The organism is Actinomadura flavalba DSM 45200 (assembly GCF_000374305.1).
Lineage (GTDB): Bacteria > Actinomycetota > Actinomycetes > Streptosporangiales > Streptosporangiaceae > Spirillospora > Spirillospora flavalba.
In genome coordinates, this window is sequence record NZ_KB894093.1 from 1,364,196 (window position 1) to 1,383,044 (window position 18,849).

Here is an 18,849-nt window from a genome sequence, read left to right on the forward strand (position 1 = left end):
GACCGGGACCGCCCGCGTCCGGACGACGAGGGCCCCGTCCGCGGGGGTCTCCGTTCTCCGGTCCGAAATGGCTTCCGTTACTCACGCGACCTCATCACCTGGGGTACGGCCGTACAGCGTCCGAGGGTACTGCCCGCCCTGCGGCGCGGGGGTCCAAGCCCGGGAGACGGGGTGACCCGGCGGCCGCGCGCGGGGATGCGGACCGTCCGGTGGTGGCCGGTTCCGGGCCGCCGAATCGGCTACCCGGCCGTAGGAACGTTCCGTTTTGCTCGCTGTTACCCACTTTGACACACCTAGTCGGACATACGGCTTTTCTTGCGTTTGCCGAGGTTCCGCGTCCGGGGAGCACGTCCCCCGGACGCGGACCCGGCTAGTCGGGCGGGAACCCGTCGAACGGCAACCGGGTCTCGAACTGGCCCAGGTTCGGCAGCATCTGCCCGTCCGGGCGGTTCGGTCGGTTCGGCCGGGTCCGGCACTGCCCGTTCTCCGGGTGCATCATGCACCACCAGCGCGGCGGCGGGTTGGACGGCGGCTTGTTGGGGTTGCAGTCCCCGGTCGCCACCGGCGACGGGCACGGCGGCTTGTCGCCGCGCGGCGGGTCGTCGCCGTCGTCGCGGCAGCGCGGGTGCAGCTCGGCGAGACGGCCCTGGCACCACGACGGGCGGTCGTCGTCGTCGCCCTTCTCACGCTTGGGCGGCGTCCACTTCTTCGCCCACGACTGCGGCTCACCGACGTTGGCCGCCGGGGGGAACTGCTCGACCGGCATGCCCCGCGTCGCCTCGCGCATGTAGGCGTTCCACATCTTGGCGGGGACCGAGCCGCCGACCACCTCGGCGCCGTTGACGATCAGCGTCTTGCGCTTGTCGTTGTACATCGTCACGGCCGTGGAGACCTGCGGCGTGTAGCCGACGAACCACGTCGCGACGTTGTTGTCCGTCGTACCGGTCTTGCCCGCGACGGGCCGGTCGGGCAGCGCCGCGCCGGGGGCGGTGCCGCCCGGCTTGACGACGCCCTGGAGCGCGGCGGTCACGTCGGCGGTGACGCCCTGGGAGAAGGCGCCCTCGACCTTCTTCCACTTGAGGCGCTTGATCCGCTTGCCGTCCTTGTTCTTCACGTCGCGGACGACATGCGGCTGGTGGTAGGTGCCGCCGTTGGCGAACGTCGCGTATCCGGCCGCCTGCTCGATGGGACGCAGGTCGTTGATGCCGAGCGCCAGGCCGACCTGGTTGCGGTACGGCTTCACCATGTCCGGGTGGATGCCCGCCTTGACGGCGGCGTCCGCGACCGAACCGATCTTCGTCTTCAGGGCGAGCTGGACGAACCCGGTGTTGCTCGACTCCTTGGTCGCCTGGAGCAGGTCGATGCCGCCCTTGGCCGAGTGGCTGTTCGGCAGGCCCTTGGCGATGCCCTGCCCCTTCGGCACGACGTCGCCCTCGTAGTTGAACTCGACGCCCGACCGGCCGTCCACCAGGCTCTTGAGGCTGTAGCCCTTGGTCAGCGCGGCGGCCAGCACGTACGGCTTCATCGCCGAACCGGCCTGCGCGGACCCCTGCCAGATGTTGTTGAACGTCTGGTCGAGGTAGTTGGGGCCGCCGTAGATGGCCTGGACCTCGCCGTTCTTGGTGTTCACCGACACCAGGCCGACGCGGACCCGCTTCTTGGCCAGCCGCTTGGGCGACTCACCGATGTTGCCCTCGACCGCCCGCTTGGCCGACGCCATCTTGCCGTAGTCGAAGGTCGTGTAGATCTTCAGACCCTGGTCGATGATCGACTTCTCGGTGATCTTCTGGTCGCGCTCCAGCTCCAGCAGCGCGCGCTTGATCATGTAGCCGCGCTGGCCGCCGTAGACGGCCGGGGCGTCCTTGGACACGGTCTTCGGCAGCTTCTTGCCGAACTTGTCGAAGTCCTGCTGGTTCAGGACGCCCTGGATGCGCATGCCGTCCAGCACGTAGCGGTACCGGGCCTCGGTCATCTCCCGGTAGCCCTTGTTCTCGCTGCGCGGGTCGTACTTGCCGGGCTGGTTGATGACGGCCGCGAGCAGCGCGCCCTCGTCGGCGGTCAGCTTGCTGACGTCCTTGCCGAAGAACGACTTGGACGCCGCCTGGATGCCGTAGGAGTTGCGCCCGAAGTAGATGGTGTTGAGGTACAGCTCAAGGACCTTGTCCTTGCTGCCCAGCTCCTCTTCGAGCTTCACCGAGATGAAGAGCTCCTTGAACTTGCGCTTCATCGTCTTGTCGGTCGTCAGGTAGTAGTTCTTCGCGAGCTGCTGGGTGATCGTCGAGCCGCCCTGCACCTCGCCGCCGGTGACGTTGGCCCACACGGCGCGGCTGAGGCCCTTGGCGGAGAAGCCGCTGTCGGTGCGGAAGCTGCGGTTCTCGGCCGCGATGACCGCTTCCTGCACGTGCTTGGGCACACGGTCGAGCGGGACGATCTCACGGTTCGTACCGAGACGCCCGATCTCGCGCTTGCCGTCGGCGTAGTAGAAGATCGCGGACGTCTTGGTGGCGTCGGCGTTGGCGGTGGTCGGGACGGGCGTCTTCGCGTACGCGACCCAGACGCCCGTGATGACGGTCACGACGCCGAGGAACGCGACGCCGGCGACGAGCTTCCACGACGGCAGGAACCGGCGCCAGCCGGTCGGACGGGACTGGAGCGCGGCGAGGAGACCCGACCTGCCGCGCGGACCGTCCGGTCCACCGGGGCCTCCGGGACCACTTCCGCCCGGCCCGCCGGGCCCGCCGGGACCACCCGGGCCGCCCGGACCACCCGGGCCGCCCGGCTTGCCGGGGCCGCCGGGGAAACCCGGTCCGCCGGGGCCGTTCGGCGCCCCGGGGCCGCCCTGGCGGTGCAGCGCGGGCGGACGCATCGGTCCTCCGGGCGGGCCACCGGGCGCATTCGAACCGCCCGCGCCGGGGCCGGGACGCCCGGGACCACCGGGAGCACCCGGACCACCGGGAGCACTCGGACCGCCGGGAGCACCTGGACCACCCGGACCGCCGGGACCACCCGGGCCGCCGGGCACGCCCGGGGGCGGGCCGACCGGAGGCGGGGCACCGTACGCACCACTCGTCCGCGCACCGCCGGGCGGCGGCGCGCCTGGTCCCGGCTCGGACGCTGCGGGACCGGGGCGGGGGCTCTGTCCGCCCGGCCGCGGCGACCCGGGTTCCGGTCGGGGCTGGCTTGGATAACTCACGCGACCTCGATCAACAGGGGACAACGGGTGGTGCGTCGACCGGAAGGGTACTGCGCGGGCCATTGCGGGGGAGACGGGTGTGGCGCGAGGGGAACAGCGGGTACCGGCGTGCGCACCGAGCGTCCGGTATCGCCCCGATCGTCGGTGATCGGAAGTCGGCTCCGAGACGGGAGACGAGCGGTACCGGCCGATGGTTCCAGGCGCAACTTTGACACACTTCGACCCGGAAGATCCCGGATTCCTGGTATTCACGAGCCCGCCGCACACCCGAGGGACGCCGGTCACACTGTGGGCGACTTGCGGTGAAGCACGACGCTACGTATCTTTCAGATGTATCGAGCCGATACATTGACTCGATACATCGGAACGCGACATCGGCACTTGCGGGAGCGGGCGACATGGCAGGCAAGAAGGGTGCGGGGGTCCTCGAACTCGCCGTCCTCGGACTGCTCCACGAAGCCCCCATGCACGGGTACGAGCTGCGCAAGCGGCTCAACACGCTGCTCGGGATGTTCCGCGCCTTCTCCTACGGGTCGCTGTACCCGTGCCTCAAGCAGCTCCTCGCCAAAGGGCTGATCATGGAGGACCGTCCCGAGGAGGGGACCGCGGCGCTCGCGTTGCAGAGCCGGCGTTCCAAGATCGTCTACAAGCTCACGGCCGAGGGCAAGGAGCGTCTCCAGGAGCTCCTCACCGAGGCCGGGCCGGCGGCATGGGAGGACGAGGGGTTCGGCGTACGGTTCGCCTTCTTCTCGCACACCCGCGCCGACGTCCGGCTCCGCATCCTCGAAGGCCGGCGCAGCCGGCTGGAGGAGCGGATGGAGCGGCTGCGCGCCGCCCTGGCGCGCACCCGTGAGCGGGTCGACCAGTACACCCTTGAGCTCCAGAACCACGGGCTCGAATCCGTCGAACGCGAGGTCCGGTGGCTCAACGAGCTGATCGGGCGCGAGCGGGCGGAGCAGGAACTAGCCAGCAGAACATCGGATGACAAGCCTCGGGAGATGGACCGCTGACCGCGGCCTCCCCTCGGAACGCGGACGCACCACGCGCCGCGCATGCCGAAACGGCGCAACCTAAGCAGAGAAGGAGCAACCGGATGGGTTCGGTGCGCGTAGCCATCGTGGGTGTGGGGAACTGCGCCTCGTCGCTCGTCCAGGGTGTCGAGTTCTACAAGGACGCGGCCCCGGAGACCAGGGTCCCCGGCCTGATGCACGTGCAGTTCGGCGAGTACCACGTCGGTGACGTGGAGTTCGTCGCGGCCTTCGACGTGGACGCCAAGAAGGTCGGCATGGACCTCTCCGAGGCCATCCACGCGAGCGAGAACAACACGATCAAGTTCGCGGACGTCCCCCCGTCCGGCGTGATCGTGCAGCGCGGCCAGACCCTCGACGGCCTCGGTGAGTACTACCTCGACATGGTCGAGGAGTCCGACGCCGCCCCGGTCGACGTCGTGCAGGCGCTCAAGGACGCCGAGGTCGACGTCCTCGTGTCGTACCTGCCGGTGGGCTCGGAGGAGGCCGACCGCTTCTACGCGCAGTGCGCCCTCGACGCCAAGGTCGCGTTCGTCAACGCCCTGCCGGTGTTCATCGCCTCCGACCCCGAGTGGGCCCAGAAGTTCGTCGACGCGGGCGTCCCGATCGTCGGTGACGACATCAAGTCGCAGGTGGGCGCCACCATCACCCACCGCGTCATGGCCAAGCTCTTCGAGGACCGCGGGGTCGAGCTGCTGCGCACGTACCAGCTCAACTTCGGCGGCAACATGGACTTCATGAACATGCTGGAGCGCAAGCGCCTCCAGTCCAAGAAGATCTCCAAGACGCAGTCGGTCACGTCGCAGATCCCGCACGAGATGGCCAAGGCCGACGTGCACATCGGCCCGTCCGACCACGTGCCGTGGCTCGACGACCGCAAGTGGGCCTACGTCCGCCTGGAGGGCAAGTCCTTCGGTGACACCCCGCTGAACCTGGAGTACAAGCTGGAGGTCTGGGACTCCCCCAACTCCGCCGGCGTCATCATCGACGCGGTCCGCGCCGCCAAGATCGCCAAGGACCGCGGCATCGGCGGCCCGATCCTGTCGGCCAGCTCCTACTTCATGAAGTCCCCGCCGGAGCAGTACAACGACGACCAGGCCCGCGAGGCCGTCGAAGCGTTCATCCGCGGCGACATCGAGCGGTAACGGCTCGGCCGACCCGCCGACGCCGTGCATGGCGGACCCCCGGTGCCTTCCCCTCTGAACAGGCACCGGGGGTCGTCTTGTTGGGGGGACAAGGACGCACGCGGAAGGTGCGCCCGTGTCCCCCGGTCATACCTCGTCTCCGTTGCTTCCCCGGTACAACCGCATGACCTCCGCGCGGTCGAACCGCAGATGCCCGGACGGGGTGGACCCGGCCGTCAGGAAGCCCCTGCGGGTCCAGCGCACCACCGTGTAGGGGGTGACGCCGAACAACCGCGCGACCTCTTTCGTCTTCATCATCTGCATGGGCTCGCCGTTCACGTCGCTTTCTCCTTGTCGTCGGTGGCTTCCCGCGTCGTCATGTGGCCGGGATCTTGAGCCCTGCCCAAACGGCCTTCCCCTTTCCGTCGCGGCGGGCGTAGGCGCCCCAGAACCCGCCGGTGATCTGATCGACGATGAACAGTCCGCGCCCCGATTCAGCGATGTGGTCCGGCTCTTGCCGGTCGGGCATGACATCGCGCGCGTCGTCCCACACCTCGATCCACACACCGCAGGCGTCATCGGGCGGGAGCCGCACGGCGCAGAGCTGAACGAAGATTCCCGGACCGGCCGCATAGCGCAGCGCGTTCGTCGCCAGTTCGCTGACGATGATCAGCACCGAGTCGATGACGTCAGACATGAGCCCCTGATCGGCGGCCCACTTCTCCGCGTCGCAACGCACATCCGCGATCTTGTGGGGATCGTTGTGCAGAAGTCTCATGATCCCCGGACCGGTTCTGTTCGGACTGGTCACCGTCCTGATCATCGCCGTACCTCCGTGCCTGACCGCTCCCGCGCTCGCTGAGTGGTGATTGGCTGTTTCGAGTCCCAAAGTGGCATGGCTGGCTGTAACGTTCACCACACAACGAGCGACGCTCACACGGGGTGTACGTCGTTAGACGCGGTTGGACGCACAGGAGGTGATCTTGATGGCGCGTGAGCGCAAGCCAGGACACGTGCGGTTCGGAGCGGTCGTGCGGGACTTTCGGGAACGGTCCTCGTATTCAGGCTCAGGGGTCGCGCTGTCGCGTACGCTCAACAGGTCGCGCGGTTGGTTGAGCGGACTCGAACTCGGTGGGTTCAAGTGCTTCTTCGAGGACGCCGTGAAGTTGGACGGGTTGCTGAACGCCAACGGTGAGATCATCAGGGCGTGGAACCGCTTCGTCTCAGAGTCGTCGTTCCCCGTTTTTTACGGCCAGTACCCCGAACTAGAGGGCACCGCCGAAAGCGTCAGCTCCTACGAATGGCGTCTGGTTCCCGGATTGTTGCAGACGGACGCCTATGCGAGCGTTATCCTCGGCGGCGACCAGCGGAAGCTTGCCAGCCGGAAGGCGCGACAGAGCATCCTCTTCCGGCCGAACCCGCCGCTTCTGCACGCTGTCATAGATGAAAGCGTGCTGAACCGCGAGATCGGCTCACCGGCGGTGATGGAAGAGCAGTGCGGCTTCCTGCTCGACATGTCACACCGGCCCCGCGTCATTCTCCAGGTCTCCCGTTGCGGGTGGTATCCGGGCGCAAAAGTGAGCTTTGCCATCGCCACGCAAGCAGACCGTTCGGAGATGCTCTTCGAAGAAGAGCTGATCGGCGGATCAACCTACGTCGACGAGGCCAGGATCAACCAGGCACACGGGGTCTTCGCTACACTCCACTCCGAAGCGCTGAACGTGGCGGACTCCCGTGCGTTCGTTGAAGAAAGGCGGAAGCTGTGGATTCCTTGAATGAACTGTCGTGGAAGAAGTCGAAGCGCAGCAGCGAAGAAGGCGACAACTGCGTCGAGGTCGCCAACGTCCCTGGCACGGTCGCGATCCGCGACACCAAGAACCGTGACGGTGGGACGCTGCTCGTCGGCCGGGCGGACTTCCGCCGGTTCGCGGACGCGCTGCGTGGCCTTTGAGGCTGCCTGACCCGCAACAAAGCCCCAAGAACGTAGAAAGAAGCCCGGTGTCCCGTCCTTTCGCTCTGTAAGGACGGGCAGAGGGTTCTCCGGCACGTGCGGGGCGGTGAGTCCCTGTACGGGGTCGATCGGCCTCCGGCGCGGCGACGTCGGGCCGTGCGGGGCAGCGTTCCTGCTCCGGTGAGCCCCCGGCGGCCTCTTCGGCCCGCCGGGGGCTTCCGCTTTTCGTGATGTACCGGCTTGCGTCACTCTCCGGGCCTACTGTGGCACTGCGGGTGATGACGAACCGACCGCGGAGGCGGACGATGCTCAAGACGGCGGCGGGGTGCGCGGGGCTTCTCCTGGTGCTGGCCGGATGCTCGGGAAGCGACTCGGCGGGGGCCGACCAGGGCCGCGCGCGGCAGGGAGGGACGCTGCGCGTCGTCGGCTCGTCGGACGTGGAACATCTGGACACCGCGAGCGTCAACAGCGTCGGGACGTACGGGCTGACGCGGCTGTTCGCGCGGACGCTGTTCGGCAACCGGGCGTCGGACGACTTCACGGAGTCGGCGGCCGTCCGGCCCGACGTCGCGGCCGCGATGCCGACGCGGGAGAACGGCGGCGTGTCCGCCGACGGACGGACGTACCGGGTGCGGCTGCGCGCCGGGGTGCGGTGGAACACCTCCCCGGCTCGGGAGGTGACGGCGGCCGACTTCGTCCGCGGGTTCAAGCGGCTGTGCAACCCGGCGGCGCCGTCATCCAGCGCCGGGTACTTCGCCGGGACGCTGCGCGGGATGACCGCGTACTGCGCCGGGTTCGCGAAGGTCGACGCGCGGAACGCCGCCGCCATCGCCGCCTACCAGAACGAGCACGACGTCCCGGGCGTGCGGGCGGCGGACGCGCGGACGCTCGTCTTCCGGCTGGAGCGGCCCGCCAGCGACTTCCTGCACCTGCTCACCCTCCAGGCGACGGCCGCCGCGCCCGCCGAGTACGACCGGCTCGTCCCCGACTCCCCCGACTTCCGGCGGCGGACGCTGGCCAACGGCCCGTACCGCGTCGCGGAGTACCGCCCCGGCCAGTCGATCACGCTGGCGCACAACCCGGCGTGGGACGCGGCGACCGATCCGCTGCGGTCCCGCCATGTCGCGCGCGTCAGCATCACGTTCGGGCAGGACGCGCCCGAGGCCGTCCAGCAGCAGATCGAGTCGGGCGCGGCCGACCTCGCGTGGGACCAGCCCGTCCCGGCGTCGGCGCTGTCGCGGGTCCGCGACGACCCCCGGTTCGCGATCCGGCGGGCGCCGTCGACGAGCCCGTTCCTGGTGTTCAACCTGCGCAGCCCGAACAACGACGGCGCTCTCGCCAAGCGGGAGGTGCGGCGGGCGTTGCAGTACGCGGTGGACCGGGCGACGCTCGTGAAGATCGTCGGTGGGCCGTCGGTGGCGCGTCCGCTGTACACGGTGATCCCGCCGGGGAACGTCGGGTACGCGCCGTCCACGGTCTCCGCGACGCCGGGCGACGCGGGCGACCCGGCCGAGTGCCGTCGCCGCCTGGCCGCCGCTGGTCATCCGTCGCTGAAGCTGACGTTCCCGTACCGGACGAACAGCGTGCACCGCCGCATCGCCGAGTCGCTGGCGGCGAACCTCAAGGCGTGCGGCGTCGAGACGACGCTGCGCGCCGACGCGGGCGGCACCTTCTACCGCACCACCCTGATGGACCCGTCGCAGGCCCGCGCGGGCCGCTGGGACATCGCCGCCCCGGGCTGGAACCCCGACTGGTACGGCAACAACGGCCGCAGCACGATCCAGCCGCTGCTGGACGGCCGCGCCCGCACCCGGTCCACGACGAACTTCGGCGGCTACGACAATCCGCGCGTCAACGCCCTCATCGACCGGGCCCTCAACGCCCGTACCGCGCCCGCCGCCGCGTCCGCCTGGCAGGCCGCCGACCGCGAGATCATCGACGACGCCGCCCTGGTCCCCCTGCTCGACCGCGCGCACACGCTCTTCCGCTCGTCCCGCGTCCGCAACGCGAAGTTCCTCCCGACCGCCGCGACCTACGACTACTCGCTCCTGTGGCTGGCCGACTGACGTGACGTCACAAATCCGGAGGTAACACCGAACGACCGCGCGGCGGAGGCGGGGTGCGGAGACTGGGGGGACGGACACCCCAGTGGAGGGACGCGATGGACGGTCGAGACCCGAACATCAACGCGCGGCGCCTCGGGCTCTACCTGCGGCGGACGCGAGAGATCGTCGAACTGGACTACGGGCAGGCCGCCGCAGTGCTCGGATGCGACGCCGACTGGCTCGCGCGGGTCGAGACGGGGTTCGCGTGGCCGACGCCGGCCGACGTCGAGCGGATGCTGGAGCGCTACGGGGTCCGGGCGGCGAAGGTCGCGGGCGTGATGATCGACCTCGCCGAGCGGCCCTACGGACCGGCCTGGATCGTCCCGTACCTGGACGAACTGGAACCGCTGCTGCGCGACGTGCTCATCTCCGAGGCCGAAGCGTCCGAGATCCGCACCTACGGGACCTACCGCATCCCCGACCTCGCCCAGTGCGAACGCTACGCCCGCCGCGCCGGGCAGGCCGCCGCGCCCCACCACCTCGACGGCGGCCTCGACCCCGGCGCCGCGTGGGAACTGCTCGACCACCGCCAGCGGCGGCCGTGCATCCCCGGCCGGTTCGTCGACATCATCATCGACGCCTGGACGCTCAACCGCATCCCGTACCGCGACGTCCTCACCGAGCAGGTCCGGCACCTGCTCGACCTGTCCGACCGGCGCGGCTTCCGCGTCCGGCTCGTCCCCGAGGACACGACGCCCTACGAGCACTACGCCAACCCCTTCGACGTGCTGGCGTTCCCCCGCGTCGGCGACCGGATCAGCCTCGCGCCCGACGCGGTCGGCATCCGGTTCATCCCCGACCAGACCGAGCACTGGGAGGAGATCGAACGCGAGATCGCCGCGAGCGTCGCGGACAGCCGCGCGCTCCTGCTCGCCAGGCTCACCGACCCCCGCACGCTCGCGCTGCCGCTCCAGGGCGAGACCCGGGCGCGCGGCTGACGTTCGCCGGGGGCGCTGCGACGGCAGGGACGCGGCGGGCGCAAGATATGGGCATGAACGTGACGCTCGTCCTGGTCGCCGGCGTGGTGAGTCTCGTCGCCGTGGCCGCGTTCTCCGACCGCCTCGGCCTCGCGGCGCCGCTCAGCCTCGTCGTGATCGGGGCCGGGCTCGGGTTCGTCCCCGACATCCCCGACCTGCACGTCGAACCGGACTGGGTGCTGGCGGGCGTGCTGCCGCCGCTGCTGTACTCGGCGGCCGTCAACATGCCCGCCAACGACTTCCGGCGGAACTTCAAGCCGATCTTCGGGCTGGCCGTCGTGCTCGTCGTCGTGACGACGCTGGCCACCGGCGCCCTGCTGCACATGCTCGTCCCCGGGCTGAGCTGGCCCGTGGCGTTCGCCGTCGGCGCGGTGATCAGCCCGACCGACGCCGTCGCCGCGACGTCCATGGGGCGGCGGCTCGGGCTGCCGTCGCGGCTGCTGACCGTCCTGGAGGGCGAGGGGCTCGTCAACGACGCGACCGCGCTGGTGCTGCTGCGCTCGGCCATCGCCGCGACCGCCGGTGCCGTGTCGCTGTGGAGCGTGGCGGGCGAGTTCGTGTACTCGGTCGCGGTCGCGACGGTGATCGGGTTCACCGTCGCGCACCTCGGCGTCCGCGTCCGCGCGCGGCTGAACGACCCCGTGCTCAACACGGCGACCTCGTTCGTCGTCCCGTTCGTCGCGTTCCTGCCCGCCGAGGAGCTGGGGGCCTCCGGCGTCCTGGCCGTCGTCGTGACGGGCGTCGTCACCGGGTTCCTCGGTCCCCGCCACCTGCGCGCCGTGGACCGGCTGGCCGAGGCGGCGAACTGGCGCACCGTCGCGTTCCTGCTGGAGAGCGGCATCTTCCTGTTCATGGGCCTCGTCCTGCACCCGCTCGTGGAGGACGTGGACGCCGCGCACGTCAGCGTCGGGCAGAGCGTGCTGCTCGGGCTGGCGGCGACGCTCGTCGTCATCGTGCTGCGGCTCGCCTACGTCGCCCCGCTCGTCGGCGGGATGCGCCGGGACGAGCGGCGGCGCACGTTCCGGCTCGAACGCGCCAAGGAGTGGCTGGCCGACGACGAGGCGCCCGCCTGGAGGCGCGGCCGCCGCGAGCGCTTCGAGCAGCGCGTCGCCCAGGCGTCCGCCGACGTCCGGCTGCTGTCGGGCCACCGGCTCGGCAGGCGGGCGGGGCTCGTCCTCGGCTGGTCCGGCATGCGCGGCGCGATCACCGTGGCGGCCGCGATGACGCTGCCCCCCGCCACGCCGCACCGTCCGCAGCTCATCCTGATCGCGTTCGTCGTCGCCGCCACGACGCTGCTCGTCCAGGGCCTCTCGCTGCCGGGCGTCATCCGGGCCGCGAAGGTCCCCGGCGACGACCCGGCCCAGCTCCGCGCCGAGTACGCCGACCTCGTCCAGGAACTCTCCGAGAGCGGCCGCCGGGTTCTGGACGCGGCCCGGGACGCCCCCGCGCCGGTCCTCGACAAGGTCCGCGCCGACAGCCTCATCCAGGACCCTCCCCCCGAGGACCGCCCCCGGCTCGAAGACGCGCGCCAGACCTACATCGACCTGCGCAAAGAGGTCCTCTCGGCCCAGCGCGCGACGCTCATAGCCAACCGCACGAACGGCCTCTACAGCTCCGAGGCCCTCGACCACGCCCAGCACACCCTCGACCGCGAGGAGATCACCCTGGACCAGCTTCTCCCCGACGCTTGACCCGCCGCGCGTCAGCGGCGGGTCGTGGTGCGGAAGACCGGGATGAGGACGGCGGCGACGGCGATGTGGGCGACGATCAGGACGGCCTTCGTGCCCGCCGTGGCGGTGATGGCGAGGGACGGCAGGAAGGACAGGACCAGGACGACGAGAGCGGTGATCGTCCAGATCTGCGCGGCGCGGGCCGGGACGACGCGTTCGAGGACGGCCAGCAGGGCCCAGCCCAGCAGGGAGGACACGGCGGCGAACAGCATGAACGCGAAGCCGTCCAGGTCCGTGGTCGGATGGCCGGGCTGGTCGAATTTGAGGTCGTGGCCGAGGATCGGTTCGCCGACGAACCAGACGGGCAGGGTGGCGAGCGTCGCGCCGACGACGCCGAGGGCGCGGCGGCCCCGGCGGGTGCCTGCGGACATGGGGGCGGTGGCGGTGGCGGGCGTGGCCATGGGAGCTCCTGGTTTTACTCATTGATTGAGTTGGTCAACTATCGAGGAGCATAGGCGTTTTACTGGAGTAACTCAACAATCGACGTTCACAAAGAGCCGCGTAGAATCCTCGCCATGGACGCAGCATCCGAAACGGACATCGCCGAGCTGGCCGACCTCGTCTTCGCCACCGCCGGGATGCTGCGGGAGGGGTTCAACATCGCCGCGACCGATCTCGGGCTCACGCCCACGCAGGCCATGGCGCTGCACCACCTCGACGCGCCCGCGCCGATGCGCGACCTCGCCCAACTGCTGCGCTGCGACGCGTCCAACGTCACCGGCATCGTGGACGGCCTCGAACGGCTCGGCGTCGTGGTCCGGCAGCCCGATCCGGCCGACCGGCGGGTCAAGCGCGTCGTGCTCACGCAGGAGGGCGTCCGGCGGCGCGCGGAACTGCGCCGCCGCAGCGGCGCCGAGGCACGGTCCGTCTTCGCGCTGCCCGACGGCGACCGGCGCCGCCTCCGCGACCTGCTCGCGGCCATGCACGCGAACCGTGCCGAGAATGCCCAGGTCTGAGCAAGATCATGGTGATCGTGGCCGTAGAGTGAGGGAGTGAGAGCGAGCGAGCTGGCCGCGATCGTGCGGGTGCGCGCGTTCCGCCGCCTGTACGCGACGCGGCTGACGTCGCAGCTCACCGACGGCGTCTTCCAGGTCGCGCTCGCCGGATACGTCTTCTTCTCCCCGGAACGCCAGGCGTCCGCCGGGCAGGCGGCCGCCGCGTTCGCCGTCACGCTGCTGCCGTACTCGGCGCTCGGACCGTTCGCGGGCGTCCTCATCGACCGCTGGGCGCGCCGCCGCATCCTCGTGTGGGCGCCGGTCGTGCGGGCCCTGCTGGTGCTCAGCGTCACCGTGCTGGTCGCGTCCGGCGACGACGGCGCGGTGTTCTTCGCGGCCGTCCTGATCGTGCTCGGCGTGAACCGGTTCTTCCTCGCCGCGCTGTCGGCGTCGCTGCCGCACGTGGTGGACGCGCCCCGCCTGGTGACGGCGAACGCGTTCACGGTCACGTCCGGGACGATCGCCGCGTTCGCGGGCGCCGGGATCGGCTACGGGCTGCGCGCCGTCGTCGGCGGCGGCGCCGAGGGGACGGCGGTCATCCTGCTCGCCACGGCCGCGCTGTTCCTCGCGGCGGGCGCGATCGCGACCCGGCTGCCCGACCTCGGACCCGACGACGCGCCCCGCGCGGCGGTCCGGGACGTCGCGCACGGCCTCGCCGACGGTGTCCGATACCTCGCCTCGCACCGGCAGGGCGCCTTCGCGCTCGCCGCCATCGGCTACCACCGGCTGCTGTACGGGGTGGTGCTCATGATGACGCTGCTCCTGTGCCGCAACCACTTCACCGGCGGCGACGCCGACGCCGGAATGACCACGTTCGCCGCGATGCTGGGCTTCTCCGGGGCGGGCTTCTTCGTCGCCGCGCTGATCACGCCGTGGGCGGTCGAGCGGGTCGGCAAGCGGGCGTGGATCACGATCAACCTCGCGGCGGGCGCGGGCGCGCTCGCCCTCTTCGCGACACCGTTCACGCGGCTCCCCTGGGCCGTGGGGGCGTTCGCGCTCGGCGTCGTCTCGCAGGGCGTGAAGCTCAGCGTCGACACGATCCTCCAGCAGTCGATCACCGACGCCTACCGGGGCCGCGTCTTCGCCCTCTACGACATGCTCTTCAACGCCCTCTTCGCCGCCGGCGCCGCCGCCTCCGCCGCCCTCCTCCCGCCCGACGGCGTCTCCCCCCTCACCCTCGCCGCCCTCGTCACCGCCTACGCCGCCGGAGCCCTCGCCTACCGCACCGCGACCCGCCCCGTCCCCGTAGCCTGACGGGCATGGACGCCTGGGACGCCGAGATCGAGGTCACCCCGGACCTCGCCCGCACGCTGCTCGGCCCGCGCTTCACCGACGTCCGGCCGCTCGCGACCGGCTGGGACAACACGGTCTTCCTGGCCGATGACACGTGGATCGTCCGGTTTCCGCGCCGGGAGGTCGCCGTGCCGGGCGTCGAACGCGAGATCGCCGTCCTGCCGGGCCTGGCCGGGCGGCTGCCGCTGCCGGTCCCCCGGCCCGAACTCGTCGGCGCGCCCTCGGCGCGGTTCCCGTGGCCGTTCTGGGGCGGCCCGCTGATCGAGGGCGTGGAACTCGCCTGCCACGACGGCCCCCGCGAGCGGATCGCCGCCGACGTCGGCGCGTTCCTGCGCGTCCTGCACGCCCTCGACCCCGGCGACCTGCCCGCCGACCCGCTGCGCCGCGGCGACCCGGTGTTCCGCGCCGAGCAGGCCCGCGCCCGGCTGGCCGAGCTGGCCGCGAAGGGCCACCCCACGCCCGACTGCGCGGCGCTGTTCGAGGCGGGCGCCCGCGTCGGCACGGACGCCTCGCGCCTCGTCCTGACCCACGGCGACCTGCACGTCCGGCACGTCCTGGTGGCCGACGACCGCGCCGTCGGCGTGATCGACTGGGGCGACGTGTGCCGCGCCGATCCCGCCGTCGACCTCTCCCTGGTCTACGGCGCCTTCGACGCCGCCGCCCGCGACGCCTTCTTCGACGCCTATGGCGCGATCTCCCCTGCCACCGCGATCCGCGCCCGCGTCCTCGCCGTCTTCATCACCGCCGCCCTCGCCGCCTACGCCGACGCCACCGCCCGGCCCGTCCTCCGCGACGAGTCGCTGGCGGGCCTGTTCCGCGCCGCCTCAGCCGAGTGACGCGGCCGCCGCGTACATCGCGTCGGCGATGTGGTCGAGGTGGTCTTCGGTGCAGGCGTAGGGGGGCATGGTGTAGATCAGCTTGCCGAAGGGGCGCAGCCAGACGCCGTGGTCCATGACGATCTCCTGGACGGCCGCGACGTCCACCGGCGAACTCGCCTCGATGACGCCGATCGCGCCCAGGACGCGGGTGTCCGCGACGCCCGGAAGGTCGGCTGCGGGGTGGAGGGCTGCGGTGAGCACGGCTTCGGCGGTGTCGACCTCGGTCCGCCAGTCGCGCGACTCCAGGAGGTCGATCGACGCGGACGCCACGGCCGCCGCCAGGGGGTTCGCCATGTAGGTCGGGCCGTGCATGAGGGCGCCGCCCTCGCCGGACGAGATCGTCGCCGCGACCTCGTCGGTGCAGAGCGTCGCCGCCATCGTCAGGTAGCCGCCCGTCAGCGCCTTGCCCACGGACATGACGTCGGGGACGACCTCGGCGTGGTCGCAGCCCCACAGCTCGCCGGTGCGGCCGAAGCCGGTGGCGATCTCGTCCAGGATGAGCAGGACGCCGTGCTCGTCGGCCAGGTCGCGGAGGGCGCGCAGGTACTCGGGCGCGTAGAAGCGCATGCCGCCCGCGCCCTGCACGATCGGCTCGACGATGATGCCCGCCAGCTCGTCCGCGTGCGCGGCCGCCAGGGCGGACAGTTCGTCCAGGTACGCCGGGTCGGGCTCGGCGTCGTAGCCGGGCGGCGGCGCCGGGGCGAAGACGTGCCGGGCCAAGACGTCGGTGAACAACCGGTGCATCCCGTTCACCGGGTCGCAGACCGCCATGTCCCCGAAGGTGTCGCCGTGGTAGCCGCCCCGGACCGTCAGCAGCCGGTGCCGCTCCGGACGGCCCCGCGCCCGCCAGAACTGGAGCGCCATCTTGATCGCGACCTCGACCGCGACCGACCCCGAGTCTGCGAAGAACACCTTCGTCAGCGGCTCGGGCGTGAGCCGCACCAGCTTCTCGGCCAGCTCGACCGCGCCCGGGTGCGTCAGCCCGCCGAACATGACGTGCGCCATCTTGCCGAGCTGCCGCGTGACCGCCGCGTCCAGCTCCGGCACGCGATAGCCGTGAATCGCCGACCACCACGACGCCATGCCGTCGATCAGCTCGGTGCCGTCGGCCAGCGTCAGCGTCACGCCGGACGCCGACACGACCAGGTGCGCTTCGGCGGCGGCGGGCATCGGCGCGTACGGGTGCCAGACGTGCTCGCGGTCGAAGTCGGTGATCCGCTGCGCCGCCGCCGGGCTCATCCGCCCGAGCCGCAGGTCGATCACGAGCCGATCCCCTGCTCGGCCGCCCACGCGCGCAGCTCCCGCTCGGCCTCCGCCTTGCCGAGCAGGCCCTTGTCGAGCCGCAGGTCGAGCAGGAACTTGTACGCCTTGCCGACGACCGGGCCCGGCTTCACGCCCAGGATGTCCTGGATGTCGTTGCCGTCCAGCTCGGGCCGCATCGCGGCCAGCTCCTCCTCCTCCGCGAGCCGGGCGATGCGCTCCTCCAGCTCGTCGTAGGTGCGGCGCAGCCGCTCGGCCTTGCGCCGGTTGCGCGTCGTGCAGTCGGCGCGGGTCAGCTTGTGCAGCCGCTCCAGCAGCGGCCCCGCGTCGCGGACGTAGCGGCGGACGGCCGCGTCGGTCCACTCGCCGTTGCCGTAGCCGTGGAACCGCAGGTGCAGCTCGACCAGCCGGGACACGTCCGCGATGACGTCCTTGGGGTAGCGCAGCGCGGTCAGCCGCTTGCGCGTCATCTTCGCGCCGACGACCTCGTGGTGGTGGAACGAGACGCGGCCGCCGTCCTCGAACCGGCGCGTCCGCGGCTTGCCGATGTCGTGCAGCAGCGCCGCCAGGCGCAGGACGAGGTCGGGACCGTCCTCTTCCTGGGCGATGGCCTGCTCCAGCACGATCAGCGAGTGGTCGTAGACGTCCTTGTGCCGGTGGTGCTCGTCGATCTCCAGCCGCAGCTTGGGCAGCTCCGGCAGCACCCGCGCCGCCAGGCCCGTCTCGACCAGCAGCGCCAGGCCCTCGCGCGGGTGCGCGCCGCAGACCAGCTTGGACAGCTCGTCGCGGACGCGCTCGGCCGACACGATCTCGATGCGGTCCGCCATCTCCGTCATCGCCGCGACGACGTCGGGCGCGACCGTGAACCCGAGCTGCGACGCGAACCGCGCCGCGCGCAGCATGCGCAGCGGGTCGTCACCGAAGGAGTCCTGCGGGCGGCCCGGGGTGCGCAGCCGCCGGGCGCCGAGGTCGTCCAGGCCGCCGAACGGGTCGACGAACTCGTAGCCGGGCAGCCGCGCCGCCATCGCGTTCACCGCGAAGTCGCGGCGGCGCAGGTCTTCCACGAGCGACGTGCCGTACGAGACGTCTGGCTTGCGGGACTTCGGATCGTACGACTCCGACCGGTACGTGGTGATCTCCAGCTCGGTGCCGTTCTTGCGCAGCCCGACCGTGCCGAACTCGATGCCGATCGTCCAGACGGCGTCCGCCCAGCCGTCGATGATCGCCAGGATCGTCTGGGGGGGCGCGTCCGTCGTGAGGTCGACGTCCTTGGTGGGACGGCGCAGCAGCGCGTCGCGCACCGGTCCGCCGACCAGCGCCAGCTCGTGACCGGCCGCCGCGAACCTGGCCCCGAGCTCGTCGGCGACGGGCGCGACACCGCGCAGCAGGTCGGTGATCGCGGTCCGGCGGGAACTGGCGTTGACTTCAGGCACGGCCATCGAGCGTAGGTCCTTGGTCGGAGGCTGACAGAGCGCTTTTCGTCCGGGGGATGTCTCGGACGCCGCCGCCACTCCCGTACCGATCCACGGTAGCGGGCGCGACCGGCCGCACGGACCGTCACCAAGCGTGAAGGGCGGTTCGCTGGGTATGACCATCTTCCCCCGGCATGCGGACGGCCGGAGCACACGCGGGCGATCCCCGCAGGACGGAGCCGCATTCGATGAAGGACGCCCTCGCCATCCACCGGTCCCTTCTCGAACGGCAGACGCACCACGAGATCGTGCGGCTGCCCTCTCCGATCGGACACGCCGACGAGCTGCCGCGAGCGCTCGGGCTGCCCGCCGTACGGTGCCTGGTGACACGCGTCTACGCGTGCAACGACGTCATGCGCGGGCACCGGTTCCTGTGCGCGGTCATCGTGCCCGCCGGGTTCCGGCCGCACGCCGAGGCGGTACGGCTCGCCGTCGGCGCCCGGCTCATCCGGCCCGCCCGGCCCGACATCGTCAACCGCGCCACCCAGTACGCGGCCGGGCTCGTCTGCCCGCTGCTGCTGCCCGCCTCGATGCCCGTCCTCATCGACGAGAACGCCGTCGGAGACCGGCCCTGCGACGACGTCGTCTACACCGCCACCGGCGAGGCGTCCACGGCCCTCGGCCTGCACGTCCTCGACCTGTACGCGCTGAGCGGCGCCAAGCCCGTTCTGCTCGGCGAGCCCGCCGCCGAGGTCCGCTGACCGGCCTTCGGTCACCCCCCGGCACGGGGTTGTCCACAAGTCCGCGATCATGGGACTGATCGGGGTGGCCGCGCGGCTACCATCGAGCGCGTGGAGCGGGACTACGAGGCCCGCCGTCCCGCCGGGGGCGGCCCCGGAACGG

At 71.3% G+C, this 18,849-nt stretch carries 17 protein-coding genes; 11 read left to right on the plus strand and 6 right to left on the minus strand.

All coding sequences use genetic code 11. From position 1 onward, the window contains the following. Positions 1-370 precede the first annotated feature (370 nt). Positions 371-2,866 carry a transglycosylase domain-containing protein gene (locus C229_RS29615; protein ID WP_051108874.1) on the minus strand — a complete coding sequence of 832 codons (2,496 nt, stop codon included), beginning with the start codon at positions 2,864-2,866 and terminating at the stop codon, positions 371-373. A gap of 725 nt (positions 2,867-3,591) precedes the next feature. Here C229_RS29615 and C229_RS0106180 point away from each other — a divergent pair. Both C229_RS0106180 and C229_RS0106185 read left to right on the plus strand, forming a co-directional pair. Continuing rightward, a complete protein-coding gene (locus tag C229_RS0106180; protein ID WP_018654209.1) occupies positions 3,592-4,203 on the plus strand; it encodes a PadR family transcriptional regulator in 612 nt (203 codons plus the stop codon). A gap of 83 nt (positions 4,204-4,286) precedes the next feature. Then, complete coding sequence (locus C229_RS0106185) at positions 4,287-5,366, plus strand: inositol-3-phosphate synthase (RefSeq protein WP_018654210.1); 1,080 nt, start codon at positions 4,287-4,289, stop codon at positions 5,364-5,366. Between the two features lie 126 nt (positions 5,367-5,492). Here C229_RS0106185 and C229_RS0106190 read toward each other — a convergent pair whose 3' ends face one another. Beyond that, positions 5,493-5,660 carry a MerR family transcriptional regulator gene (locus tag C229_RS0106190; RefSeq protein ID WP_081639803.1) on the minus strand — a complete coding sequence of 56 codons (168 nt, stop codon included), beginning with the start codon at positions 5,658-5,660 and terminating at the stop codon, positions 5,493-5,495. Between the two features lie 61 nt (positions 5,661-5,721). After that, positions 5,722-6,168 (minus strand): ATP-binding protein, encoded by a 447-nt coding sequence (locus C229_RS29625; protein ID WP_018654212.1) that lies wholly within the window; start codon positions 6,166-6,168, stop codon positions 5,722-5,724. Positions 6,169-6,331: 163 nt separating this feature from the next. On the opposite strand from C229_RS29625, the gene C229_RS32630 reads away from it, so the two are divergent. From C229_RS32630 to C229_RS0106220, 5 genes are all read left to right on the plus strand, one after another. Next, entirely contained in the window at positions 6,332-7,120 is a 789-nt protein-coding gene (locus C229_RS32630) for a DUF5753 domain-containing protein (RefSeq protein ID WP_155884618.1), read from the plus strand. Beyond that, positions 7,117-7,296 (plus strand): DUF397 domain-containing protein, encoded by a 180-nt coding sequence (locus tag C229_RS0106205; RefSeq protein WP_018654214.1) that lies wholly within the window; start codon positions 7,117-7,119, stop codon positions 7,294-7,296. Before C229_RS32630 ends, C229_RS0106205 begins: the two co-directional genes overlap by 4 nt. Positions 7,297-7,601: 305 nt before the next feature. Continuing rightward, positions 7,602-9,362 (plus strand): ABC transporter substrate-binding protein, encoded by a 1,761-nt coding sequence (locus C229_RS0106210; RefSeq protein ID WP_018654215.1) that lies wholly within the window; start codon positions 7,602-7,604, stop codon positions 9,360-9,362. Between the two features lie 95 nt (positions 9,363-9,457). After that, entirely contained in the window at positions 9,458-10,339 is an 882-nt protein-coding gene (locus tag C229_RS0106215; protein ID WP_018654216.1) for a Scr1 family TA system antitoxin-like transcriptional regulator, read from the plus strand. 53 nt (positions 10,340-10,392) lie between these two features. Further along, the gene (locus C229_RS0106220) at positions 10,393-12,069 is read left to right on the plus strand and encodes a cation:proton antiporter (protein WP_026313491.1); all 1,677 of its coding nucleotides are present in this window, start codon (positions 10,393-10,395) and stop codon (positions 12,067-12,069) included. Between the two features lie 11 nt (positions 12,070-12,080). Here C229_RS0106220 and C229_RS0106225 read toward each other — a convergent pair whose 3' ends face one another. After that, positions 12,081-12,509 carry a DUF6069 family protein gene (locus tag C229_RS0106225; RefSeq protein ID WP_018654218.1) on the minus strand — a complete coding sequence of 143 codons (429 nt, stop codon included), beginning with the start codon at positions 12,507-12,509 and terminating at the stop codon, positions 12,081-12,083. Positions 12,510-12,623: 114 nt separating this feature from the next. On the opposite strand from C229_RS0106225, the gene C229_RS29635 reads away from it, so the two are divergent. The 3 genes from C229_RS29635 to C229_RS0106240 are packed head-to-tail and all read left to right on the plus strand — an operon-like array spanning position 12,624 to position 15,232. Beyond that, positions 12,624-13,064 (plus strand): MarR family winged helix-turn-helix transcriptional regulator, encoded by a 441-nt coding sequence (locus C229_RS29635; RefSeq protein ID WP_018654219.1) that lies wholly within the window; start codon positions 12,624-12,626, stop codon positions 13,062-13,064. Positions 13,065-13,100: 36 nt separating this feature from the next. Next, a complete protein-coding gene (locus C229_RS0106235; RefSeq protein ID WP_018654220.1) occupies positions 13,101-14,357 on the plus strand; it encodes an MFS transporter in 1,257 nt (418 codons plus the stop codon). Between the two features lie 5 nt (positions 14,358-14,362). Next, entirely contained in the window at positions 14,363-15,232 is an 870-nt protein-coding gene (locus tag C229_RS0106240) for a phosphotransferase (RefSeq protein ID WP_018654221.1), read from the plus strand. Here the strand turns inward: C229_RS0106240 and C229_RS0106245 are convergent. Next, on the minus strand, positions 15,221-16,537 hold the full coding sequence (locus tag C229_RS0106245) for an adenosylmethionine--8-amino-7-oxononanoate transaminase (RefSeq protein ID WP_018654222.1): 1,317 nt from the start codon (positions 16,535-16,537) through the stop codon (positions 15,221-15,223). The genes C229_RS0106240 and C229_RS0106245 overlap by 12 nt on opposite strands. Next, entirely contained in the window at positions 16,534-17,973 is a 1,440-nt protein-coding gene (locus tag C229_RS0106250) for a CCA tRNA nucleotidyltransferase (RefSeq protein WP_018654223.1), read from the minus strand. Before C229_RS0106250 ends, C229_RS0106245 begins: the two co-directional genes overlap by 4 nt. Before the next feature lie 221 nt (positions 17,974-18,194). Between C229_RS0106250 and C229_RS0106255 the strand changes: the two genes are divergently transcribed. After that, positions 18,195-18,707, plus strand: coding sequence for an aminoacyl-tRNA deacylase (locus tag C229_RS0106255; RefSeq protein ID WP_018654224.1), 513 nt, complete (start codon positions 18,195-18,197; stop codon positions 18,705-18,707). The last annotated feature ends 142 nt before the right edge of the window (positions 18,708-18,849 follow it).